This window comes from Synechococcus sp. PCC 6312 (genome assembly GCF_000316685.1).
Taxonomy (GTDB): domain Bacteria; phylum Cyanobacteriota; class Cyanobacteriia; order Thermosynechococcales; family Thermosynechococcaceae; genus Pseudocalidococcus.
On record NC_019680.1, the window covers coordinates 1,760,386 to 1,781,695 of the forward strand.

Below are 21,310 nucleotides of genomic sequence, written 5' to 3' on the forward strand. Positions count from 1 at the left end.
GTTAATAAATCAATATTTTTTCAAAAGCATCATTAGCTTGCTGTAGTGTGTTAATCTCAAAAACTTCATCAACGGCAGCCTGAGGCAAACTCTGAACATTGGTAATAGAGTGGGTTGCAACTGTCTTTAATGCATCTCTATCAGCAGGGCCTACTTCCGAAGCCGCAGCATAATACTTTAAACCCTTTGGATTGATAACCCACTCTCTAGTTTGCAAATGTATATAGGTCGCTTTCATAAGACTACCTTCATGGGGAATCTGTAAACGCCTATCAGATCTAAAACTTGTTTTTACTGCTAAATAAGCAACAATATTGTTAAATGAACATTGATCGATAAATCCAGTATATGATTGCTGTAGTAGTCTTATTGAATCTGAAGTAAATTGATGAATGTGAGAGTTCAAAGAAGGGTCAACATCAATTTCCTCTGGATCAATAACAACAAAATCAGGATTTGAAGTTATAAGCTGAACACCTGCTATGTTGTTCACTTTTTGTTTTAGATCATTTATGTGATTGCTTAAGTTTGGAGTATATAAATTTGAAATATCGAAACTCGAAACTTTAGGCAATAGTAATCCAATAAGCTTTTTTCTGTTTTGTATTCGGAAATTCCACAAGCTTCTAGCAATGATCCACTCATACCAATCACCATGGCAAACATTCAGTGAACCCTGTGAAACTGACGGATTAATAGCTCTAGCAGCTTGATCTAAAGAATCTAATATTCCTCTAAAAGTATCATTTTGATTTGGAAAATTACCACTTCGCAAACTACAAAAAACTTGAATCATGTAGGGAGTATTAGAATTTGATGTTGCCATAGTTATGAATTAGATAGTCCCGAATCAATTTCAAGTAATAGGTTTCTGTATGACGACAAAGAGAGTATGAGTTAAGTTTAAGTTATGCCAAACGTCCTTTTAAAATTTATTACGAGTTATTTATTGGATCAAGAACAGAATATATTCTGCTTTTCCTCAAGACTTTTTGAAGCAAGTCTGTTAGGTTGAAGCCATCGTACTCTGTCATTCACGAAAGGTACTACATTGGTAACTGCTTAAGCCTTGAATATTTATTTTAGCTAGCTTATCATCCTTTGTACTCATAGGGGCCTGGCTTCTCCCAACACCCGCTCCCGAATAAATGGACTAATCCCCTTTTCTGTCAGAACATCCACCCGACAGCCCAACAAATCCCGCAAATCCATCAATAACCCACCGGTCAACCAAGGTGTAACCCGACTCGCATCATAGTCAATCAAAAAAAATCAACATAACTATCCACCGTATCCTCTCCCCGCACCACCGAACCAAACACCCGGACATTGAACGTCCCAGGCCATGCAGCAATCGTGTAAATTTCCTCTCGCCTGCCCTGGACTCGTTCTAATAACGCCATACTGGCCTACTGACCTTTATTGGAGACAACTTCAATTGTGCTAATTTTGTTTGACTAACCAGGCCTGGAGTTCTGAAATATTCTGAAAATTCAACAATGCCTCGCCCAGTAACTCTAACCGCTCAGAAGATAAAGCCCTAACCTGTTGCTCAAGAGAAGCATCAATACTGCCAAACTTAAGCCCTAATTGACGAAGGATTAACTTTGATTCTCCTAACTTCTCTCCCTCTTCTCGGCCGATTTGCAATACATCCTGATAAAACCTAGTATGGCTGAGGTCTTCTGCTTGTAGTCCGAGCATTTGACGAATTTCCTCCAAACTTAGATTTGGAAACTTATTCCCTAATATAGCCTCAATCAAATCTAAACCATGGCATAAAATCAGCCGTATTCGCCACAGAATTTTCCGGCAGGCCAGGTATTAACTCTGTAATTAATCGAGTCTGAAATAGAAAAATCGCATAAAATAGTTTGTCAGTTTTCACCAATTCGAGTGTCCTTAGTGCGAGGCCGGTTTCCACAAATATCAGGATTACGAACAATGAGTGTACCAATGTCAATGATTGCTGCTGTCATGGCCTGGGATTCTGAAAGTTATCTAGATGATACCCGCCAACTGAAAAGACTTGCTCCAGATCAATTCCACCAAAATATTCCGAAAACCGGCCAAGGATCGCTAATCAACCTCTGGAGCTAGTGATTTAACCTCAGCACTCAATCTCTGGCTTGATTCCGCCATAATTTGTAATCACCGCATCCTGTACCAATGGATTCCCCATAAATTTCCTTTCGCCCAACTTGCACCGTAACGTATTAGACCCTTAAACATAAAAAACAGCCATAAATCTGCTGGAGAGCTTCAACGCTGACTCCCAAGACTGTTTATGGCCGTTCGTAAATTGGGGGTTAAAGATAACTAAGGATGTGCTTTAGTGACCCTGCATCATAGCAATTGTGGTTTCTTGAGGGGCTAAACTGGGAGCCTGGTGGAGTTGGGCATAAAGCGGGAAGGCCTGGGATGCAACAGTCGGCACACCCCGTTGAATCTGATCCGCCACTGCCACAGTTGTCACATCATAGGTTTGGGTCGCTAACTTGGGATAGAAGCCAACTACCAAAATTGGCACTAGTAAGCAAGCAGCAATGAAGACTTCCCGCGGTTTGGCATCACTGATGTACTTATCAAACATTTCTCCACCTTCCCCAGAGCCAAAGAAGACCTTCCGCAACATGGAGAGGAGATAAACCGGGGTTAAAAGCAGGCCAACGGCAGAGAGGAAAATCACACCAACTTTGAAGATCGAGGTGTAGGTATCGCTAGCTGTTAAACCAACAAATACAGTCAACTCGCTGATAAACCCACTCATCCCAGGCAAAGCTAAGGAAGCCATTGAACCAACTGTAATCAGGGCAAAGGTTTTTGGCATAGATTTAGCCAGGCCACCCATTTTTTCCATGACCAGGGTATGAGTCCGTTCGTAAGTGACCCCAGCCAAGAAGAACAAGGCAGCGGCAATCAAACCGTGGGAGATCATCTGCAACATTGCCCCATTCAGACCAACGGCGTTGAGCGTCCCAATTCCAATCAGAACAAAACCCATGTGGGAGATGGAAGAACAGGCCAAGCGACGCTTTAAGTTTTCCTGGGCAAAGGCCGTTAAAGCACCGTAAACAATATTGACCACACCCAAGATAATCAGGACGGGGGCAAAGTAGAAATGGGCATCGGGGAGCATTTGAGCGTTGAAGCGAATCAAACCATAGCCACCCATTTTGAGCAAAACCCCAGCCAAAACCATAGAGACAGGGGCAGAGGCTTCACCGTGGGCATCGGGCAACCAGGTATGGAGCGGGAAAATCGGCATCTTCACCCCAAAGGCAATCAAAAATCCGGCATAAGCCAGAAGTTCCAAGGCCATTGGGTATTCTTTCATCCCTAAGGTGGCCATATCCAGGGTGAAGTTCCCTCCAGAGAAAGCCATGGCCAGGCCAGCCACAAGAATAAAAATGGAGCCGAGGGCAGTGTAGAGAATAAACTTAGTCGCCGCGTACTGACGCTTTGGCCCACCCCAGATGGAAATCAGCAGGTAAACAGGGACTAATTCAAGTTCCCAAATTAGGAAGAACAAAACTAAATCCTGGGCCGCAAATACACCAATCTGAGCCGAGTACAAAGCCAACATTAAGAAGTAGAAGAGCCGAGGTTTGTGCTGGACATTCCAGGCCGCAAAAATCGCCACTGTATTAATTAAGCCCGTTAGGAGAATCAACGGCATGGCCAGGCCATCCACCGCCAAAGACCAATTCAAACCAATTTGTGGAATCCAGGGAATCACCTCCGTCATTTGGAAATCCGGGGTGAGCGGGTCGTAATGTTGGCTAAAGGCATAAACGGATAAGCCAAAGGTGACCAGGCCAACCACGAGGGCGTACCAGCGTACGGTCTTACCTTGCTTATCGGGCAGTAAAGGAATGAAGAATGCCGCAACCACCGGCAGTAATGTGATTAGCGTCAACCAAGGAAATTGAGCAGCCATCAATTATCCCCCAAAGGGTAGAAACTATGTGTCGAATCGGGGTAGCTCTGGTAATAACTGTGGGAGGAAATGTATCGCAGACACAGGTGACTCGCAACCCCAATAAGAATATATACCTATTCGATCTATTGTTGCAAATTGTTAAGTTACTCAGACTTTCATCACAGCCTCAATGTCCTGATCCACAAAATCCAGGCCTGGCAAGGGTTGTAGAAACATAAAGAACTGTAACATTTAACTTCTTCTATAGATGAAATGCAAAAAACAAATTAATTTTCATGGCCATGCCCACGAAGTAGATCTGGGTTTATTGTTGAAAATCTCCCTGTTCCATTACAGACTGTTACAGATTTGTAAGTTGCCGCGATATATTACTGAACCGTTAAAAATGCCGTGTTACCATCCAAACTGTTGCCGTTATTGCATTTTGGGAGAACGACCTTGGCACTTCGGGTTGCGGTTGTCGGATCAGGGCCGGCGGGATCTTCAGCAGCAGAAACACTAGCGCGGGCTGGAATCGAAACCTATTTATTTGAACGTAAACTAGACAATGCCAAGCCCTGCGGTGGTGCCATTCCCCTGTGCATGGTGAGTGAGTTTGATTTGCCGCCACACATCATTGATCGGCAAGTCCGCAAGATGAAAATGATCTCCCCCTCCAACATTGAGGTCAACATTGGCCACACCCTCAAAGCCGATGAATATATCGGGATGTGCCGCCGGGAAGTCTTAGACGGTTTCTTGCGGGAGCGGGCCGCTGGCTTTGGGGCCAATTTAATCAATGGGACAGTCTTTAAGCTGGATATTCCCGAAAATAATTCCAAACCCTACACCCTCCATTACGCTGACCTCTCCAACGGTGGCCCAGAAGGCATCGCCAAAACCCTCGAAGTGGATGTGGTGATTGGGGCTGATGGAGCCAACTCCCGGATTGCCAAAGAAATTGATGCTGGTGATTACAACTACGCCATTGCCTTCCAAGAGCGCATTCGGTTGCCCGCAGACAAAATGGCCTACTACAACGACTTAGCCGAAATGTACGTGGGTGATGATGTTTCCCCGGATTTCTACGCTTGGGTTTTCCCCAAATATGATCACGTGGCAGTCGGTACCGGCACCATGAAGATCAACAAGGAAAAAATCCGTCAACTCCAGGCCGGGATTCGGACAAGGGCCGCTGCCAAACTGGAGGGGGGGCAAATCATTAAAGTTGAAGCCCATCCCATCCCAGAACATCCCCGGCCGCGGCGTGTTGTTGGCCGTGTAGCCCTGGTTGGCGATGCCGCTGGAACGGTAACCAAATCTTCAGGTGAAGGGATATATTTTGCCGCCAAGTCTGCTCGGATGTGTGCCGAAACGATTGTCGAATTTTCCAATAACGGTCAACGTATCCCCACCGAAGCGGATCTCAAGGTTTATCTCAAACGCTGGGATCAACGCTATGGCATGACCTACTTGGTGTTGGACTTGCTGCAACGGGTCTTCTATCGCTCAGATGCGACTCGGGAAGCCTTTGTTGAAATGTGCGAAGACATTGACGTGCAGCGGCTCACCTTTGACAGCTACCTCTATAAAACCGTTGTCCCAGCAAATCCCCTAGTGCAGTTGAAAATTACCGCTAAAACTATTGGCAGCCTGCTCCGGGGAAATGCCCTAGCTCCTTAGAGACGGTCTCGATCACAATTTAGATTACAAAAAATTTGGGTTGGGGCGGCTTTGACTGGTCTCAGCCCTAATTTTTTCACGCGCCATTCCCAGGTATCCAGCTTCCGAAACCTAATAATTAGTCGCCCCGAGTATTTGGCGTTATCCCCCGCGTTGACTTTGGAAATTTAGAAATTCAGACTTATAAAATTTTTGAGAGCACGGTGTAAATTAGTAAAAATATCTGGGCAATCACTACCAGGCCAACGGCAATCATCCCAGAAACCAGTAAGGCCTGAACCCCAACCAGCGGTAAAAACGGCATAAACCAAGCAACGGCAGCAGACAATCCGGCAATCACCAGCTGCTCCCACTTCTCGATCACCCCTTTGAACTGCAAAAAAATCAGCAAAGCCAGCACTACCCCGCCACCACCCGCCACCAGGCCCAGAGAAGCCCACCCTTGAGTTAACAAGCCATAACCAACCAGTCCCAAAATACCCGCTTCAAACCCTGTAAAAGCCGCTCCAGTCAAAACTTTCACCATCGGTAAGGACGGAGCCGGAGATTTAGCGGGTTTAGGAGGCTTGGGAACGTTTGGTGGTTTACCCTTTGCTGGCCGGGGCGTAATGGTCGGCTGGTTAATATTTTGACTGGAAGCTGGCGGAATCGGCGGACTGGGAACCCCAACAGACCCTTGCAAATTCGTGGCAGTTGCGGGCGGCGGCGCGCTGACGGGTGGGATCGGTTGTGGGGTGATGGGAAGAGTGCTAGAGCGGGGCGGCATCGGGGCGGGAGTGGGAATAATTGAGCCTTGAGTCAGAGCGTAGTAGGCATCACTGGCGGATTGAAACCGTTGACTGGGGGCAGGGAGTAACATCCGATCTAAAACCTGGGCCAGTTGCTCCGTCACTTGGGCATAGGGTCGCCACTTCCAGGAGTTGGTATAGGCCTCATAGAGATCACTGGGCGGTTTTCCGGTCAGCAACACCACACAAGTCACAGCAAGGGCATAGAGATCGGAGCTCGGAAAAACCTGTTCACCGCGGCTTTGTTCGGGGGGGGCAAAATGGAGCGTATAAATTCCAGTCATTTTATTCGGGCCGCCCAGAGTTGCCAGTTGCTTCACGGCTCCAAAATCTAAAAGATAGAGACTGGCCTGGTTAGGAACTTTGGTTTTATGGGGATGTTGCCGCATGATGTTAGACAACTTAATATCCCGATGAATTGAGCCGTTATCGTGGACATACTGCAAAACAGGCAAAATTTCCCGGAGTAATGCCACCACCTCTGCTTCCGTAAACCGCCCTTTGCGAGTCACTTCTTCTTCGAGGGTTTCCCCATCAATAAACTCTTGGGCAATGTAGAAATAGGGTTCTGACCGGCCCGTTTGGGGATTCGGCACATCCAGTTCAAAGTAGGCATATAAATCCGGAATTTGGGCATGGGTTCCGAGGTTTTCTAAAACTTCCCCTTCCCGTTCAAAGAGTTCTTGGGTTTTGGCGAGAGTCTCTGGATCTGTCGTATTCACCACCAACTGCTTAATCACACATTCCCGTAATCTCGGTGTGTCTAAATCTCGGGCAAAATAGGCCGCCCCAAATCCTCCCTGGCCCAGGAGTTTCTGGGGAACATAACGACTCCTTAAAATTAAGGGCATCCCACAGGCCAGGCAGAACTTCTGAGGCGACTTTTTCCGCACCGCTGGGTCATCCAATTCTGGGAAATTATTAATCGGTTGTGGACAGCCAGGCCGGGTGCAGTGAACTTGCATGGTAACGGGCCAACTCCCTGAAAAAATGCGGCGAAATTGACTCTATCCTGGCATAAGTCTGCGGTAGCTGCGGGGGGTAGCAATGCCCGTGGAGGAACTGTCCCTCTTTAATGGCGGGCAAGATTGATCTAGAACCCAGGCCCCCTCTACGTTAAAATCCTGTAAAGACGCGCAGACTTAGGTTGGGATTTAAGGACGGTAATTGTGGCAAACCTCAAATCAATTCGGGATCGGATTCAGTCAGTTAAAAATACCCGCAAAATCACTGAAGCAATGCGTTTGGTGGCCGCTGCTAAAGTTCGCCGGGCGCAAGAACAAGTCACAGCCACCCGCCCCTTTGCCGATCGGTTGGCCCTGGTTTTGCATGGGTTACAGGCCCGGTTACGATTTGAAGAAGCCAATTTGCCCCTGTTGGCTAAACGACCGGTGAAAAAAGTGGCTCTCCTGGTGATTACCGGAGATCGGGGCCTCTGTGGAGCCTATAACTCCAGTGTGATTCGCCGGGCCGAAGATCGGATTAGGGAACTCCAGTCCGAGAGAATTGACTATACCCTGGTGATTGTTGGCCGCAAAGCCGCTCAATATTTCCAACGTCGCGAACGCCCCATTGATGCTGTATTTACCGGATTGGAGCAAATTCCTTCAGCCACCGAAGCGATGCAGATTGCCAATGAACTCCTGTCTTTGTTTTTATCGGAAACCGTGGATCGGGTTGAATTGATCTATACCAAGTTTGTTTCTTTAATTAGCTCCCGTCCCGTGACTCAAACCCTGTTGCCCTTAGACCCCCAAGGCCTGGAAGCCGAAGATGATGAAATTTTCCGGTTAACCAGCCGCAGTAGTAAACTGGAAGTCAGCCGGGAAAAAGTAGCACTGCCGACAACCCCCTTAGCGGCGGATATGATTTTTGAGCAGGATCCTGTGCAGATTTTAGATGCGCTCTTGCCCTTATACCTGAACAATCAACTCCTGCGCTCTATGCAAGAGGCCGCCGCTTCAGAACTGGCCGCCCGGATGACTGCCATGAGTAATGCCAGCGATAACGCCACAACCTTAGTCGGAACCTTAACCCGTTCTTACAACAAAGCCCGCCAGGCCGCCATCACCCAGGAAATTTTGGAAGTCGTGGCTGGGGCCGAGTTACTGCGTTAACTTCTAACATCTTGAAACTTTTATTCCTCTCCACATCAGTTGGCCCCCTCGGTTCTGGCTTAGGGGGGGGTGTTGAATTAACCCTGCTGAATATTGCCCAGGCCCTCGTCACCCTTGGCCACCAGATTACAGTCGTTGCTCCCCAAGGCTCAAAACTGCCCTTACCTGTGGAGATGGTTGAAATTTCCGGCGCATTACAAGTCCCAGCCCAAACCCAAACCCGAGACCAACCCATTGAGATGCCACCCAACCCGGTTTTAGGGCGGATGTGGGATTATGCCCGCCAAGTCCAGGCTGACTACGACATTTTGGTCAATTTTGCCTACGATTGGTTGCCGTTCTATTTAACCCCATTTTTCCAAAAGCCCATTGCCCATCTGGTCAGTATGGGTTCCTTAAACGAGGTCATGGATCGAGTCGTGGAGGAGGTGGTTGACCAATTTCCGGGCAGTATTAGCGTCTATACCCGTACCCAGGCCCTCACGTTTCCCTTTGCCGATCAATGTGTGGTCTTGGGCAGTGGTTTAGATCTATCGCTGTATGAGTTTTGTCCAGAACCCGAGGAGTCTTTATGTTGGCTAGGGCGAATTTCCCCAGAAAAGGGCCTGGAAGATGCGGTGGCAGCGGTGAACGAAACGAGAACTCCCCTCAAAATCATGGGCCAGTTACAAGATGCTGCCTACTGGGAAAGCATTCAAGCCAGCTACCCCCATGCACCGATTCAATATCTCGGCTTCAAAACAACTCAGGAAATGCAGGAAATTTTGCGAAAATGCCGGGCCTTACTGGTCACCTCTCGCTGGGTTGAAGCCTTTGGCAATGTCTTAATCGAAAGCCTGGCCTGTGGGGTTCCTGTCATTGCTTATGCCCGTGGCGGCCCGACCGAAATTATTCAGGATGGGCAAACAGGCTGGTTAGTGACACCGGATTCTGTTTCTGGCTTAGTTGCTGCCATTAACAAGTTGGAGCAAATTAATCGCCAGGCCTGTCGAGCACAAGCAGAGCGGGATTATGCATTACCCGTCTATGGAGCCAGAGTCGAGCAGTGGTTAAAGAACCTACTCCCTGGAAAGTTCTCGTAATCGCCCCATCTTTGGCCATAACCGTTGGACATCTACCCCCGCTTTCATGGCCGCTAAGACCCCAATAGCTTCAGCATAGGATTGAACAGCTAGAGCCTTAATCCCCAGGCCCGCAGCGGTCACATTTAAGGTGGTTGAATTGTCCGCCACAGTGATAATTTGGGTTCCCGTTTGATTAAACGCCAACAATCCTGACCCGCCACAAGCCCCCGCTGGACTAATGACCACATCCACACATCGCCGATCCATCACACCCGCAGCCTGGTGGGAAACCTGAGAATCGAGAGAGACAAATTGAGGAGCTTGGCTCAGACCCACTAAGACCGAGGGCAAAAACGTATAGCCAATTTCTTCCGCAGCGGCCTGGGGACTCACACTCGCATCCAGGGGTAGGGGCATCAGAGCAGGGGCATGGGCAGCCGGAATTTGAAACTCCCTGACCACTAAATGGCTAATGACAGCTTCGGCTCCCGCTAACGGATCGACTCCCTGACCTTGGCGGTAATCACTGAGGGCCTGGGCATCAATTTGATCGGGAAAGCGAGTAATAATGGCAATGGCCTGGGCTGTCTCAATTAGTTTGGCGGCGGCCCTCAGCAAACTGTCTGGATGTCTTAAGGTTCCCCAGGTCGCTCCAGAGGCCGAGGTACGCAACTCCACCCCCAATGGCTGATCCGTAACGACATAATCCGTGAGCCGCAGTCCCAAGGTTGCCCGACAAGCCTCGGCCGCCTGTAAATGTCGCAATCGCAAGTCTGGAGCAATGGCCTGGTCAAACAGTAAGCCAATCCGATTCGTTTGGCCCCGTTGTAAACCCCAGGCCCCAGCCGCAAACTGATCCAGTCCATAGCCTTCCACATAGGCCACATTCGGCATTGACCAATAGAGTTGGGCCCCATTCAACACATTTGGATGGGTAATAATTTGGTCACAGACTTGCCCCAAGGCCCGTACCACAGGAATGGCATCTCCGGCATAGCCCCCCATGGCCGCACCAATCCCTGTAGGAATGATTAAAACCGCAGTTAAAGCACGGGTCATAAACGGTCAGCACCAAGCTCAATCGGGGTCACTACGGCCTCAACACGAATCATCCCCGGCTCTGGGAGTTCGGTAATGGCCCAACGCAGGGGCATCCCCACTTTTATGAGTTCTTCGGTAATTAGAGAAATTAACTGGCTGGGATCAGGAGGCTGGGGCAATTCCAGGGTGATAAATTGTGTTTTCATCAACCCATTATCCGCAGAGAATACCTAACTCGTCTGTTGAAACTGCCCAAACTGGAGATCATAGACCTCATCTTCTTTTTCGCTAATGATTTTCAAGTCCGACTTAGGTTTGGCTACACAAAGCAAAACGTAGCCCTTTTCTCGCAGTTCGGGACTCAAGCCCATGGCATCCCCATGATCCACCTCTCCCGCGACAACCAGGGCCGAGCAGGTCGTACAAACGCCGGAGTTACAGGCACTTGGTAAGGTATCCATCCCAGCAGCATAGGCCGCCCGCAAAATCTGCTTATCTTCAGAGACGCTCAGGGTGTAGGTTTGCCCTTGATGTTCAATTTCAACGGTGTAACTTTGGCTCATGGGGAGTGCTTTGGCAAGTAAAAATTGTCAGTGACTTTAATTATCTCCCAAATCTTGCGCTTACATCACCGGAAATATCTCCAGCAGTTGCTTGGTCAATGGCAGACCCTAACTCTGCCGCGAATCACCTCTAGCCCCAGATCGGTATCGTCACCCGTGGCAGAATAGATCCAACTCCTGGGTTTGCACTTGATGATTCTTGGGGGAATACAGGACTACCCATAGTTCAGCGGAAAAAAATAAGACTAGCCCTTTGCTGGGATTTGCCTTTAATCTTGCCCCGTTGTGCAGAAATAGTTGGGTGGTGCAGCAGTCTGTGATCTTTTTAGGGAGGCTTGTTTGTGAATCGTCTCTATCGAATTGCGGTTAGCGTTTGTTTAGTTGGCTTACTGCTGATTACGGGCTGCACCCAGGCCCCGCCCTCACCCTTTGAGCAGGCCCAAATCAAAAGTACCCAGGCCAAAGCCACCCCCGCAGTCGCCCAAGATGCTACCCAAGGGAGTGAATTTAACAAATTTTTCCCCACCCCTGAACCAGGCTATGAGCGAGTTTATACCCAAGAGAAAAAGGGATTTGCCGAAGCTAAACTCATTAAAGACGGCAAGGATTTGGCCCTGTTAGCCATTTCCGACACCACAAGCCTCCCCAGTGCCGCGGCTAAGTTTCAGAACAGTCCGAATCAAATTGCGGGCTATCCATCTGTTGAAATTGGCACGACCCAAAGCGCAATCTTGGTAGCAGATCGGTATCAAGTTAAGGTGCTTTCTCGGGATACAAGCTTCACCGCCGCCGACCGCCAGGCCTGGATTGAGAAATTTAACCTTGCTGGCCTGGCCCAACTTCCCTAAAGGTTCTCGCCCATGTTGCTTTACGATCCTCACACCCCAAACCTGCCCACCGCTGAAGACCTACCCTGCTCCGATGACACCCCTGTGGATAATGAATGGCAAAACCTCATCCCCAATCTCCTCCTAGAAATTTTGGCTCGGCACTGGGGGCAACGGGATGGCTGGTTCTTTGGCGTAGATATGGGAATTTATTACGATCCCAACCGGCCTGCTGTAGTTCCTGATGGCTTCCTGAGCTTAGGGGTATCTCGATTTCGGGGTGAGGCCGGTCGCTTGAGCTATGTGCTTTGGGAAGAAGGGAATGTGATCCCCATTTTTACCTTGGAAGTCATCTCCAAAACCTATGGCCAGGAATATGAAGCTAAACGAGACCTCTACGCCGATTTAGGGATTCGTTACTACGCCATTTATCGCCCCATGCCCAACTATTGGCCCAAGCGGCAACCCTTAGAGATATATCGCCTCGAAAACGGTGAATATTTGCCGATGTTAGGAGAACGAATCTGGCTACCGGAAATTGGCCTGGCCTTGGGTCGAGAGATCAATACCTTTCGGGGCTACACCCGGGAATGGCTCTATTGGTACACCGAAACAGGGGAACGCTTAATGAGTGCAGAAGAAGCCTATCAGCAATCCCAACAATCACTTCAGGAAACCCAACAGGAACTCGAAGAAGCCCAACTCAAACTTCACCAGGCGAAGCAGGAAGCCGACCGACTTGCCGCCAAATTACGGGAGCTAGGCATTGACCCAGGCCAGGTATAACCAAAACTCTCAAGATTAACCGATCAGACCCCATCAACCCAGATTCAAGCGAGGAGACTATTGTGAGTGATTCAATTTTTAAGATTGTTGATCAACTGCCCACAGGTGGGGTGACTGTCATGGCTTTGAAGGCCCTGGATTTTGTTATCCCTGGTCAATGGAATAATTTAGTGGGGTTTGAAAATACGATTCGGCAAGTTACGGGGGAAACCGACCCTGGCCTGGTGCAGCAAATTGGCGAGCGGGCTGTTTATCTCTTTAATGATAAATCCCAAGGCTATCAACGGGCCCTCTGGCTCTATCAAACCGTGGATAGGACGGATTCCCTTTTGGGGGCAGCAGCCTTGGCTAATAAAGTCGGTGAAAAAATCTCATTTCTGGGATTTCTCGATAAGCTCACCCCCAAGCCGGAAAAAGCCCAGTCCTTAGATTTGACCATTAAACTGGTGGTCGAAGTCGTCGCCTTTTGCCAAATCAATGGGATTCCGGGAGACAGTATTGGGGACTTTTTACGGGCCTTGGCTGACTACGGCGGCGAATCCTTAATGCGGATGGCGGCCTTGGTCTGTTTTGATGGCCTCATCCCCCTGGGCCCAGATTTTATTTTAAAGTCCTTGGATGTCTTAAGAAATCTTCAACCCAAAGAACTGACGGAAAACCCGACCTTTAAAGCTGTTTCCAAGCTCATTCCTGGCGATGGCCCCGTTGAACAACTCGGATTTGTCTCCCAAAGCTTTAGTTCAGTCCAGGGCTGGATGGGGGATTTTATCGCCTCGCGAGACTTAACTCCCGAAAAAGTGGTCAATAGCCTGCAACGCTCTGTGGAACTCTCGAAAGATAATTTAGATGTTTTAGGTGCGTTTTTAGACATGAGTACCAACTACTACTATCACACCGGAGTTCAGACTCTGGCCCGGCGGCTGATTGAACGGGCCGTCGCCGAAATCTAGCCACAGGTTCGGCGATGATGCTAGACAGCATTTGTCTCGTCTTGGGGGAAGTCATTCATCACAGCCAAGCCTCGCCGGTGGGTCAATACCGTCACCCGGAACAGTTTTACTTTCTTGTCTTTAGAACCCCGCCGGATTTTGATAAGCTGCCTGTGAGCTAAGGCTTGAGAATCCTACTCTAGATTACCCAGCCGAATATAAGGATGCTTCCGCTGACAGTCATCGACGTGGCGGTTATATTTCAGCAGGCAGTAATCAACTTTCAATCCATTAATTTTCCCAAAGTGGGAATGCTCTATCACCAGGCCTGTCTTTATGGAAACCCAAACCCTACTCTTAATTTTGTTTGATATTTGCCTAATCATTGGCCTGGCCAGGCTAGTGGGTCATCTATTTACGCGAATCAATCAGCCACCCGTTATGGGAGAAATCGTGGCGGGGATTATGCTGGGGCCGTCTCTATTGGGTTGGTTGGCTCCCCAGGCCGAGGCTATCCTGTTTCCCAAGGATGTCATGCCCTCCATTTATTTACTTTCACAGATTGGTCTAATTTTCTTCATGTTTTTGGTCGGGCTAGACGTGAGTCCAGAAAATATGCGGGGACGGCTACGGGTGGCAATAGCGACATCCAACATCAGTATTTTAGTGCCCTTTGCCTTGGGAGTGAGCTTAGCCTTAACCCTGTTGCAGCCTTTACGCAATAATCCTGAGATTTCAAATTTGGCGTTTGCGCTCTTTTTGGGGGCGGCGATGTCGGTGACGGCCTTTCCTGTTTTGGCTCGAATTATTAAAGAAAAAAATCTCCAGAAAACTTCATTGGGACTATTAGCCCTCACCTGTGCCTCTGTAGATGACATCACAGCCTGGTGCTTATTGGCGATGGCCATTATTGCGACCCGTTCCAATGATATTTTCTCGGCCTGGCCAACCTTCGTGGGAATTAGTATCTTTACCACGTTAATGATGACCGTGGGGCGGCGATGGATTGAACAACAAATGCGGGCCTGGGAGCGGCGGAGTCCCTTAACCCTCAACCAGCAAACAATGATTTATATTCTCTTAATCCTCAGTGCAATTGGGACTCAGTTACTCAACATTGATGTAATTTTCGGTGGATTTATTATGGGGGTGATTATGCCCAAGAATCTGGCCAGTGCCGTCTATCTCCGAGAGCGAATTCAAGATTTTGTCACTATTTTTCTTTTGCCCTTATTTTTTGCCTATAGTGGCATTAACACTCAAATTGGCCTGGTGAATACACCGACTCTTTGGGGTTTAACTATCCTGATCCTATTAGCAGCAGTTTTAGGTAAGTTTGGGGGGACTTACTGGGTATCGCGTTGGACAGGCTTACCGGCTGGGGAGGCTGCGGCCTTGGGCCTGCTGATGAATACGCGGGGGTTAACAGAATTAATTATTCTCAATGTGGGCTTGAGTTTGAAGGTTATTTCTCCAGTCTTATTTACAATGCTGGTGATCATGGCCCTCGTTACCACGTTTATTGCCTCTCCTCTCATGGATCGGGTGTACCCAGGCCCCCTTAGTGACCCTAGTCGCTGGGTAAATTGAGAAATCTAATTTTAGAAATTCAAGAGTTTTCCAGCAATCCACCCCAAAGCCAGGCCAATCATGAGGGCCCAAACTTGACCAGAGTCAACAAAATTATTCCAAGACTTAGCAAAGTCGCTGCCGAGGGTATCTTTAAATTGTTGGGCAACAATAATTTGCTGGTGATGTAGCTCGATCTTGGCAGCCAAGGGTAAATAGGGTGAGGGCGAGGTCGGGGCAACCATAGGTAAACACTATCCTGCAAGAAGGTTGGAGATTGAGTCTTGTTAATCTTAACCTGCGCCTTGGAATCTGGCTGTGGATCTCCAGCAGAACTTCTGGTGCAAGTTGTCTCATCTAGTTTAGGGGTCGCGGTAGAAGCTTAGATAGAGACAGGGCAAGGGTCAGGAGGCAATCGGTTTTGAGTGGTGCAGGGTCGAGAACAGTCTGGATCAGGCTATAAGGCTGGGCGAATTGTAGTTTCAAACTCGGCTTGATCCTTGAGGATGCGAAAGACTTTATCCATACTGGTTAATTCAAAGAGCATTTTTACCTGTTCTGTCACACCACAGAGAAACAATTGCCCATTGGTTGTCCGGAGGTTTTTTAACGCCACCACCAACGCTCCCAGGCCAGAACTGTCCATAAACGTAATCTCTTTGCAGTCAATTAAGACCACAGTGACCCCGGCCTGGACTAAATCTACAATTTCTTGGCGAAAGGCTGTTGCTTGGGGGCCACCAAAAACACCAGTGGGCTGAATAATTTTGATCTGGGTACTCATGAGCTAGATTTACAGGGGGGATGCAACCCAATCAGTATAGCGGCAAAATACGGGGCCAGTAGGTCTAGGCAGATTGTGACACACTCACGAATCATCATGATTTAACTAAGGGGTTTTGATTGAGAGCCATAGCACTAACCGTTTGGACAATTCGTTTCCGTCTCGTTTCGGCCCGTTTGGCACTATCAATCCAAGCGAGAATGTTTTTCTGAGCGGAGTTACTCAGGGCTTGAAAATTTTGGTTTGTCAGTTCATTGGCGGCTAAGGCCTGCTGCAAATCTGTGGGGACAATCAAGGCCTCAACCTGATCAAGGCTTGTCCATGAGCCATCTTCTTTGGCCCGGTTGATGATCTCCAGGCCCGCTTGTGTCATTAGCCCTTGCTTAATCAGGTCTTGGACATAGGATTTATTGAGCTTTGACCAGACACTCTTGGGTTTGCGGGGGGTAAAAATCTGCTGATAACGTTCTGCATCGATTGACTTGACCTTGCTATCAATCCAACCAAAGCAGAGGGCTTCTTGAACGGCCTCACTGTATTGAATACTGGGCTGCTGACTCCTGACTTTGTAATACAGAAGCCAAATTCCTGCTGATGCCCGATGATTTATCTCCAGCCACTCCCGCCAGGCCTGGCGATTGGGGGCATAAAACGTCTTAAGTGTGTCATCAAACTTTGACATGAGCGGAACCCTATCCAGGCCTGTTGTTGAGAGGCAAAGTTGCTGATTTTTATCTTAAATGTTCAACCCTCCCTCTGGTGGCTAAAGGGGTCTTGTGCATAGATTTAAGGAAGTCAGCAAATAAGCTATTCTAGAAAATATTACTGCGATTGGCCGACATCACGGTGCTACCCCTAGGAAATGTGGGTTCAACTGGGCCTAGGAGTGGAAGCGTATGCCTTGGATTCGGATTACTAGTGCAGTGGTGGCCATCATTGTGGCCTTAGGATTTACCTTGCTGGGGGGCTGGTACTTTACCCTCGGCCTGGGAGCATTAGTGTATCTGGGGCAATTAGAGTATTTCGAGCTGGCCCGCGCTAAAGGCATTGTCCCCGCCACCAAAACCACCCTTGTCGTCAGTCAACTATTTTTAATTACCGCCTATAAACTTCCTCTAGTTGCTGATGCCATTTTTCCATTGGCCGGGACGATTATTTGCTTTTATTTGTTGTTTGAACCGAAACTGGCCTCGATTGCGGATATTTCCACATCCATTATGGGGTTGTTCTATGGCGGCTACTTACCAAGTTATTTAGTCCGGATTCGCCAACTCGGTGTGCCAGAGTCAACATTTCCCTTTGGAGGGTATTGGCCCACATCTTGGCAGCCCACAGAACTACCTCCAGGCCTGGCGATTACCCTTTTGGCCTTTGCCTGTATTTGGGCGGCGGATATTGGGGCCTATGTGATGGGAAAGTGGATTGGGAAAACCCCCTTGTCAGCAATTAGTCCGAAAAAAACGGTCGAAGGGGCAGTGTTTGGGATTTTGGGCAGTATTGGGATGGGCTTGGGGGGAGCTTGGGTTTTAGAGTGGCCCAGTTGGATTATTGCTGGCACCGGCCTAGGGGTGATGATTGGCATTACCAGCTTGCTGGGAGACTTAACGGAATCCATGATGAAACGGGATGCGGGGGTCAAAGATTCGGGGGATTTAATTCCGGGCCACGGGGGTATTTTAGATCGGGCTGATAGTTATGTGTTCACCGCTCCCTTAGTTTATTATCTGATTACCCTCGGACTGCCCCTATTACCCCAGTAATTCTCCTGGTTTGCTGCTGCTGCTGCCTGAGCCGTCAATGATTCGGTTATCTGGACAACCTGAATATTCCGTCCGGTAATTGGAAAACTTATCATACATTGTAGGTAGGAGAATTCTAAAACTTAATACTCTCTGGTTGGGGCAGAATTGCGATGGCAGCAACAGATTTTAAGGACTACTATCAAATTTTGGGAGTCACTAAGACCGCATCCGATGCTGAAATCCGCCAGGCCTTTCGCCGTCTCGCCCGCCAATACCATCCCGATTTAAATCCTGGGGATAAAGTGGCTGAAGCCAAGTTCAAAGAAATCAACGAAGCCCACGAAGTTCTTTCGGATAAAGAAAAACGCCAAAAATACGATCAATTTGGTCGCTATTGGCAGCAGCCTGGAGTTGGCGGGCCTGGGCCAGGAGCCAATGTTGACTTTAATAATATGGACTTTGACTTTGGCCGCTATAACAATTTTGATGAATTTATTAATGAACTCCTGGGCCGCTTTGGCGGATATGGAGGGGCAACGGGGGGGGGGACAGGACAGACCTATACCTATGGAGAAGGCTTTCCAGGCCCTGGGGTTGGTTCTCCGGTGGGGGCGGATCGGGAGGCTGAGATTCAATTAACCTTCTCAGAAGCACTCAAGGGCTGCGAAAAGCGGCTGCAAGTGGGGCCAGAAACCATTACCGTCCGAATTCCGGCAGGTGCGAAACCAGGCAGTAAAGTCCGAGTCAAAGGGAAGGGGCAAGCTAACCCTCTCAGTCAAATGCGCGGCGATTTATACCTGCGCGTCCAAATTACTCCCCACAGCTTCTTTAAATTTGACGGGGACAGTTTAACTTGTGAATTACCCATTGCCCCAGATGAAGCGGTCTTGGGTACTCAAGTTAATTTGCTGACTCCGGCTGGCTCTGTCAACTTGAATATCCCGGCTGGTGTTAGGTCTGGGCAATCCTTACGCCTACAGGGAAAAGGCTGGCCTGGGGTTAAGGGGGGCATGGGGGATCTCTTGGTTAAAATTCAAGTCATTACTCCGAAAGACCTGACAGCCGCCGAGCGAGACCTGTATCAACAACTGGCCAAACTTCGCCAGAGTAATCCCCGGGCTGGCCTGGAGAATCTGACTCTTTAGCCGGAAATTAAGTCGGTCATTAACTCAATTAATACGTCTCAACTCAGATTTAAGTCAGTGACGGCCCCTAAGCTACTGGAGGAAACCAATTTGGCGTATTTGGCCAGAACACCTTGGGTATAGCGCGGTTGTGGGGGTTGCCAGGCCTGGCGGCGTTGGGCCAATTCCTGATCCGAGATATTAAGTTGCAGCAGCCGTTTATGGGCATCAATGGTAATCAAGTCGCCCTCTTGAACCAGGCCAATAGTCCCCCCAACTGCAGCTTCGGGAGCTACATGGCCAACCACCATGCCATAGGTTCCCCCAGAAAACCGCCCGTCCGTAATTAAACCCACGGTATCTCCCAGGCCCGCCCCAATAATCGCCGAAGTCGGCGCGAGCATTTCCCGCATCCCCGGCCCACCCTTTGGTCCTTCATAGCGAATTACGACCACATCCCCTGAGTTAATTTTGTTGGCGAGAATGGCATCTAAACAGGCTTCTTCGGAATCAAACACCCGCGCTGGCCCGGTGATGATTGGGTTTTTCACGCCGGAAATTTTTGCCACGGCCCCCTCGGTCGCCAGATTCCCCTTGAGAATTGCTAAGTGTCCAGAGGCGTACATGGGATTGTCCCAAGGCCGAATTACCTCTTGATCCGGGCGGGGTTCTGCGGGAATGTCTTTTAATACTTCAGCAACTGTTTGCCCCGTAATCGTGATGCAGTCCCCATGGAGCAACCCATGACTGAGGAGCATTTTCATCACCTGGGGAATCCCACCCGCCTTGTGCAAATCCGTAGCCACATAACGGCCCGATGGCTTCATATCACAGAGAACTGGAACGCGCTCGCGAATGGCTTCAAAGTCATCCAGCACTAAAGGCACACCTGCGGAATGGGCAATGGCCAGAAAGTGCAGCACCGCATTGGTTGAGCCACCCACGGCCATGATCACCGAGATGGCGTTTTCAATGGATTTGCGGGTAATAATATTGCGGGGCCGGAGGTTATTGCGGATCGCCTCGACTAAAACTTTTCCCGCCAGTTGGGTATTCTCGGCTTTTTCAGGGTCTTCGGTGGCCATGGTGGAGGAATACATCAAACTCATCCCCATTGCTTCAAAGGCCGAGGACATCGTGTTAGCGGTAAACATCCCCCCACAGGAGCCAGCCCCCGGACAAGCGTTCCGTTCCACGGCAAAAAGACGAGCTTCCTCAATCCGACCGGCACTAAACTGACCTACGGCTTCAAAGGCGCTGACAACGGTTAAGTCTTCCCCCTCCAGATGTCCGGGTTTAATTGTTCCCCCATAAACAAAAACTGCCGGAATATTCATCCGGGCCATGGCAATCATTGCGCCGGGCATATTCTTATCACAGCCGCCAATGGCCAAAACCCCATCCATACTCTGAGCATTACAGGCAGTTTCAATGGAGTCGGCAATCACATCCCGCGAAACTAGGGAATATTTCATCCCTTCTGTGCCCATAGAAATGCCATCGCTGACGGTAATGGTGCCAAAAATCTGCGGCATTCCTCCCCCGGCCCGAATCCCGGCCTGGGCCTGTTCTGCCAGAATCGCAATCCCCATATTGCAAGGGGTAATTGTACTGTAGGCACTGGCCACGCCAACGATGGGTTTGTTAAAATCCACATCCTCAAAGCCCACAGCCCGGAGCATGGCCCGATTGGGAGTCCGTTGTACGCCTTGGGTGATGATCCGACTCCGCCAATTGTCCGCCATAAATCTTTCACTCAGGGTTATTAGTATTCTCAGTAGATTGAGTTATCCCATTTTCTCAGACTTTTGCCGGCTGTGGGCCTGTGTTAAGTTGTGAGTAGTAAATTAAAGATTCTGATTTTTTATCCAGGCCTGGAGTCTGGTCAACAACAGCAAGTAAATCCCCAATTGCGTCCTATGAATCCGTCCTCCCTTCATGAACAGGATTTTTTGCAGTGGACAGAGCATCAAATCACCTGTCTGAATCAAGGGTGTTGGCAAGAATTAGATGTCCTGAATTTAATCGAGGAGCTAGAGGCCCTGGGCCGACGAGAACAGCGGGAACTAGGTAGCTATCTACAAGTCCTGTTACTTCATTTACTGAAATGCCGCTACCAACCAGAACGCAAAACAACGAGTTGGGAAATCACGATCAGCAATTGCCGAGATAGAATCCAAGATTGTTTGGAAGACACTCCCAGTTTGCGGCGTTTTTTAGAGGACTCTGCCTGGCTCAACAAATACTATCAGCGGGCGCGCCGAGATGCGGCCAAGGAAACCCAAATGCCAATTCAGCGTTTTCCATCAGACTGTCCATTTTCAAGGCTGGAAATTTTGGCTTCTCAATCCTGATTTGTTAACCGTGAAGA

General features: G+C 48.9%; 25 protein-coding genes. 12 read left to right on the forward strand and 13 right to left on the reverse strand.

The genetic code is table 11. The features are described 5' to 3' along the window. Window position 1: 1 nt before the first annotated feature. The 4 genes from SYN6312_RS08515 to SYN6312_RS08525 form a co-directional block, all read right to left on the reverse strand. On the reverse strand, window positions 2-826 hold the full coding sequence (locus tag SYN6312_RS08515) for a Cfr10I/Bse634I family restriction endonuclease (RefSeq protein ID WP_015124459.1): 825 nt from the start codon (window positions 824-826) through the stop codon (window positions 2-4). Window positions 827-1,107: 281 nt separating this feature from the next. Further along, on the reverse strand, window positions 1,108-1,266 hold the full coding sequence (locus SYN6312_RS20560) for a hypothetical protein (RefSeq protein WP_253276441.1): 159 nt from the start codon (window positions 1,264-1,266) through the stop codon (window positions 1,108-1,110). Then, complete coding sequence (locus SYN6312_RS20565; RefSeq protein WP_015124460.1) at window positions 1,263-1,403, reverse strand: hypothetical protein; 141 nt, start codon at window positions 1,401-1,403, stop codon at window positions 1,263-1,265. Before SYN6312_RS20565 ends, SYN6312_RS20560 begins: the two co-directional genes overlap by 4 nt. A gap of 40 nt (window positions 1,404-1,443) precedes the next feature. Beyond that, the gene (locus SYN6312_RS08525; protein ID WP_051020987.1) at window positions 1,444-1,704 is read right to left on the reverse strand and encodes a DUF4351 domain-containing protein; all 261 of its coding nucleotides are present in this window, start codon (window positions 1,702-1,704) and stop codon (window positions 1,444-1,446) included. A 240-nt stretch (window positions 1,705-1,944) separates the two neighbouring features. On the opposite strand from SYN6312_RS08525, the gene SYN6312_RS19770 reads away from it, so the two are divergent. Further along, window positions 1,945-2,100: a hypothetical protein gene (locus tag SYN6312_RS19770; RefSeq protein ID WP_015124461.1), complete on the forward strand. Its 156-nt coding sequence runs from the start codon at window positions 1,945-1,947 to the stop codon at window positions 2,098-2,100. 232 nt (window positions 2,101-2,332) lie between these two features. Here SYN6312_RS19770 and SYN6312_RS08535 read toward each other — a convergent pair whose 3' ends face one another. Then, window positions 2,333-3,943 (reverse strand): NAD(P)H-quinone oxidoreductase subunit 4, encoded by a 1,611-nt coding sequence (locus SYN6312_RS08535; protein WP_371257386.1) that lies wholly within the window; start codon window positions 3,941-3,943, stop codon window positions 2,333-2,335. 438 nt (window positions 3,944-4,381) lie between these two features. Between SYN6312_RS08535 and chlP the strand changes: the two genes are divergently transcribed. Beyond that, a complete protein-coding gene (chlP, locus tag SYN6312_RS08540; protein WP_015124463.1) occupies window positions 4,382-5,605 on the forward strand; it encodes a geranylgeranyl reductase in 1,224 nt (407 codons plus the stop codon). Window positions 5,606-5,786: 181 nt separating this feature from the next. Here the strand turns inward: chlP and SYN6312_RS08545 are convergent, their stop codons facing one another. Beyond that, window positions 5,787-7,358, reverse strand: coding sequence for a serine/threonine-protein kinase (locus SYN6312_RS08545; protein ID WP_015124464.1), 1,572 nt, complete (start codon window positions 7,356-7,358; stop codon window positions 5,787-5,789). 204 nt (window positions 7,359-7,562) lie between these two features. Here SYN6312_RS08545 and SYN6312_RS08550 point away from each other — a divergent pair, with 204 nt between their 5' ends. Both SYN6312_RS08550 and SYN6312_RS08555 read left to right on the forward strand, forming a co-directional pair. Next, window positions 7,563-8,510 (forward strand): F0F1 ATP synthase subunit gamma, encoded by a 948-nt coding sequence (locus SYN6312_RS08550; protein ID WP_015124465.1) that lies wholly within the window; start codon window positions 7,563-7,565, stop codon window positions 8,508-8,510. A gap of 11 nt (window positions 8,511-8,521) precedes the next feature. Further along, a complete protein-coding gene (locus SYN6312_RS08555) occupies window positions 8,522-9,592 on the forward strand; it encodes a glycosyltransferase family 4 protein (protein ID WP_015124466.1) in 1,071 nt (356 codons plus the stop codon). Here SYN6312_RS08555 and SYN6312_RS08560 read toward each other — a convergent pair. From SYN6312_RS08560 to SYN6312_RS08570, 3 genes are read right to left on the reverse strand one after another with little or no spacing between them, the layout of a single operon-like run. Then, entirely contained in the window at window positions 9,569-10,633 is a 1,065-nt protein-coding gene (locus tag SYN6312_RS08560; RefSeq protein ID WP_015124467.1) for a DUF3326 domain-containing protein, read from the reverse strand. The genes SYN6312_RS08555 and SYN6312_RS08560 overlap by 24 nt on opposite strands. Next, complete coding sequence (locus tag SYN6312_RS08565; protein ID WP_015124468.1) at window positions 10,630-10,821, reverse strand: hypothetical protein; 192 nt, start codon at window positions 10,819-10,821, stop codon at window positions 10,630-10,632. The genes SYN6312_RS08560 and SYN6312_RS08565 overlap by 4 nt, the downstream gene beginning before the upstream one ends. A 24-nt stretch (window positions 10,822-10,845) precedes the next feature. Continuing rightward, the gene (locus SYN6312_RS08570; RefSeq protein ID WP_015124469.1) at window positions 10,846-11,178 is read right to left on the reverse strand and encodes a 2Fe-2S iron-sulfur cluster-binding protein; all 333 of its coding nucleotides are present in this window, start codon (window positions 11,176-11,178) and stop codon (window positions 10,846-10,848) included. A 341-nt stretch (window positions 11,179-11,519) separates the two neighbouring features. Between SYN6312_RS08570 and SYN6312_RS08575 the strand changes: the two genes are divergently transcribed. From SYN6312_RS08575 to SYN6312_RS08590, 5 genes are all read left to right on the forward strand, one after another. Further along, complete coding sequence (locus SYN6312_RS08575) at window positions 11,520-12,026, forward strand: hypothetical protein (protein ID WP_015124470.1); 507 nt, start codon at window positions 11,520-11,522, stop codon at window positions 12,024-12,026. A gap of 12 nt (window positions 12,027-12,038) precedes the next feature. Continuing rightward, window positions 12,039-12,791, forward strand: coding sequence for a Uma2 family endonuclease (locus SYN6312_RS08580; RefSeq protein WP_015124471.1), 753 nt, complete (start codon window positions 12,039-12,041; stop codon window positions 12,789-12,791). A 62-nt stretch (window positions 12,792-12,853) separates the two neighbouring features. Further along, window positions 12,854-13,741: a hypothetical protein gene (locus SYN6312_RS08585; RefSeq protein ID WP_015124472.1), complete on the forward strand. Its 888-nt coding sequence runs from the start codon at window positions 12,854-12,856 to the stop codon at window positions 13,739-13,741. 14 nt (window positions 13,742-13,755) lie between these two features. Continuing rightward, complete coding sequence (locus tag SYN6312_RS19775; protein WP_156804765.1) at window positions 13,756-13,902, forward strand: hypothetical protein; 147 nt, start codon at window positions 13,756-13,758, stop codon at window positions 13,900-13,902. A 154-nt stretch (window positions 13,903-14,056) separates the two neighbouring features. Then, on the forward strand, window positions 14,057-15,310 hold the full coding sequence (locus tag SYN6312_RS08590; RefSeq protein ID WP_015124473.1) for a cation:proton antiporter: 1,254 nt from the start codon (window positions 14,057-14,059) through the stop codon (window positions 15,308-15,310). An 11-nt stretch (window positions 15,311-15,321) separates the two neighbouring features. On the opposite strand, the gene SYN6312_RS08595 is transcribed toward SYN6312_RS08590, so the two are convergent. From SYN6312_RS08595 to SYN6312_RS08605, 3 genes are all read right to left on the reverse strand, one after another. Then, window positions 15,322-15,534 (reverse strand): hypothetical protein, encoded by a 213-nt coding sequence (locus SYN6312_RS08595; RefSeq protein WP_015124474.1) that lies wholly within the window; start codon window positions 15,532-15,534, stop codon window positions 15,322-15,324. A gap of 212 nt (window positions 15,535-15,746) precedes the next feature. Next, window positions 15,747-16,073 (reverse strand): STAS domain-containing protein, encoded by a 327-nt coding sequence (locus SYN6312_RS08600; RefSeq protein ID WP_015124475.1) that lies wholly within the window; start codon window positions 16,071-16,073, stop codon window positions 15,747-15,749. 94 nt (window positions 16,074-16,167) lie between these two features. Beyond that, window positions 16,168-16,755, reverse strand: coding sequence for a YdeI family protein (locus SYN6312_RS08605; protein ID WP_015124476.1), 588 nt, complete (start codon window positions 16,753-16,755; stop codon window positions 16,168-16,170). A 214-nt stretch (window positions 16,756-16,969) separates the two neighbouring features. On the opposite strand from SYN6312_RS08605, the gene SYN6312_RS08610 reads away from it, so the two are divergent. Both SYN6312_RS08610 and SYN6312_RS08615 read left to right on the forward strand, forming a co-directional pair. Then, window positions 16,970-17,833, forward strand: a complete 864-nt coding sequence (locus SYN6312_RS08610; RefSeq protein WP_015124477.1) for a phosphatidate cytidylyltransferase — start codon at window positions 16,970-16,972, stop codon at window positions 17,831-17,833. A gap of 152 nt (window positions 17,834-17,985) precedes the next feature. Continuing rightward, window positions 17,986-18,960: a DnaJ C-terminal domain-containing protein gene (locus tag SYN6312_RS08615; RefSeq protein ID WP_015124478.1), complete on the forward strand. Its 975-nt coding sequence runs from the start codon at window positions 17,986-17,988 to the stop codon at window positions 18,958-18,960. Window positions 18,961-18,998: 38 nt separating this feature from the next. Here SYN6312_RS08615 and ilvD read toward each other — a convergent pair whose 3' ends face one another. Next, window positions 18,999-20,684, reverse strand: a complete 1,686-nt coding sequence (gene ilvD, locus SYN6312_RS08620) for a dihydroxy-acid dehydratase (RefSeq protein ID WP_015124479.1) — start codon at window positions 20,682-20,684, stop codon at window positions 18,999-19,001. A 90-nt stretch (window positions 20,685-20,774) separates the two neighbouring features. Between ilvD and SYN6312_RS08625 the strand changes: the two genes are divergently transcribed. Beyond that, entirely contained in the window at window positions 20,775-21,293 is a 519-nt protein-coding gene (locus tag SYN6312_RS08625; RefSeq protein ID WP_015124480.1) for a DUF29 domain-containing protein, read from the forward strand. Window positions 21,294-21,310 lie beyond the last annotated feature (17 nt).

What these genes read in the sequence shown, in the direction of transcription:
- SYN6312_RS08515 (WP_015124459.1), bottom strand. Translation starts at nt 826, where the DNA reads ATGGCAACATCAAATTCTAATACTCCCTACATGATTCAAGTTTTTTGT.
- SYN6312_RS20565 (WP_015124460.1), bottom strand. Translation starts at nt 1,403, where the DNA reads ATGGCGTTATTAGAACGAGTCCAGGGCAGGCGAGAGGAAATTTACACG.
- SYN6312_RS08525 (WP_051020987.1), bottom strand. Translation starts at nt 1,704, where the DNA reads ATGCTCGGACTACAAGCAGAAGACCTCAGCCATACTAGGTTTTATCAG.
- SYN6312_RS19770 (WP_015124461.1), top strand. Translation starts at nt 1,945, where the DNA reads ATGAGTGTACCAATGTCAATGATTGCTGCTGTCATGGCCTGGGATTCT.
- SYN6312_RS08545 (WP_015124464.1), bottom strand. Translation starts at nt 7,358, where the DNA reads ATGCAAGTTCACTGCACCCGGCCTGGCTGTCCACAACCGATTAATAAT.
- SYN6312_RS08560 (WP_015124467.1), bottom strand. Translation starts at nt 10,633, where the DNA reads ATGACCCGTGCTTTAACTGCGGTTTTAATCATTCCTACAGGGATTGGT.
- SYN6312_RS08565 (WP_015124468.1), bottom strand. Translation starts at nt 10,821, where the DNA reads ATGAAAACACAATTTATCACCCTGGAATTGCCCCAGCCTCCTGATCCC.
- SYN6312_RS08570 (WP_015124469.1), bottom strand. Translation starts at nt 11,178, where the DNA reads ATGAGCCAAAGTTACACCGTTGAAATTGAACATCAAGGGCAAACCTAC.
- SYN6312_RS08580 (WP_015124471.1), top strand. Translation starts at nt 12,039, where the DNA reads ATGTTGCTTTACGATCCTCACACCCCAAACCTGCCCACCGCTGAAGAC.
- SYN6312_RS19775 (WP_156804765.1), top strand. Translation starts at nt 13,756, where the DNA reads ATGATGCTAGACAGCATTTGTCTCGTCTTGGGGGAAGTCATTCATCAC.
- SYN6312_RS08590 (WP_015124473.1), top strand. Translation starts at nt 14,057, where the DNA reads ATGGAAACCCAAACCCTACTCTTAATTTTGTTTGATATTTGCCTAATC.
- SYN6312_RS08595 (WP_015124474.1), bottom strand. Translation starts at nt 15,534, where the DNA reads ATGGTTGCCCCGACCTCGCCCTCACCCTATTTACCCTTGGCTGCCAAG.
- SYN6312_RS08600 (WP_015124475.1), bottom strand. Translation starts at nt 16,073, where the DNA reads ATGAGTACCCAGATCAAAATTATTCAGCCCACTGGTGTTTTTGGTGGC.
- SYN6312_RS08605 (WP_015124476.1), bottom strand. Translation starts at nt 16,755, where the DNA reads ATGTCAAAGTTTGATGACACACTTAAGACGTTTTATGCCCCCAATCGC.
- SYN6312_RS08610 (WP_015124477.1), top strand. Translation starts at nt 16,970, where the DNA reads ATGCCTTGGATTCGGATTACTAGTGCAGTGGTGGCCATCATTGTGGCC.
- SYN6312_RS08615 (WP_015124478.1), top strand. Translation starts at nt 17,986, where the DNA reads ATGGCAGCAACAGATTTTAAGGACTACTATCAAATTTTGGGAGTCACT.
- ilvD (WP_015124479.1), bottom strand. Translation starts at nt 20,684, where the DNA reads ATGGCGGACAATTGGCGGAGTCGGATCATCACCCAAGGCGTACAACGG.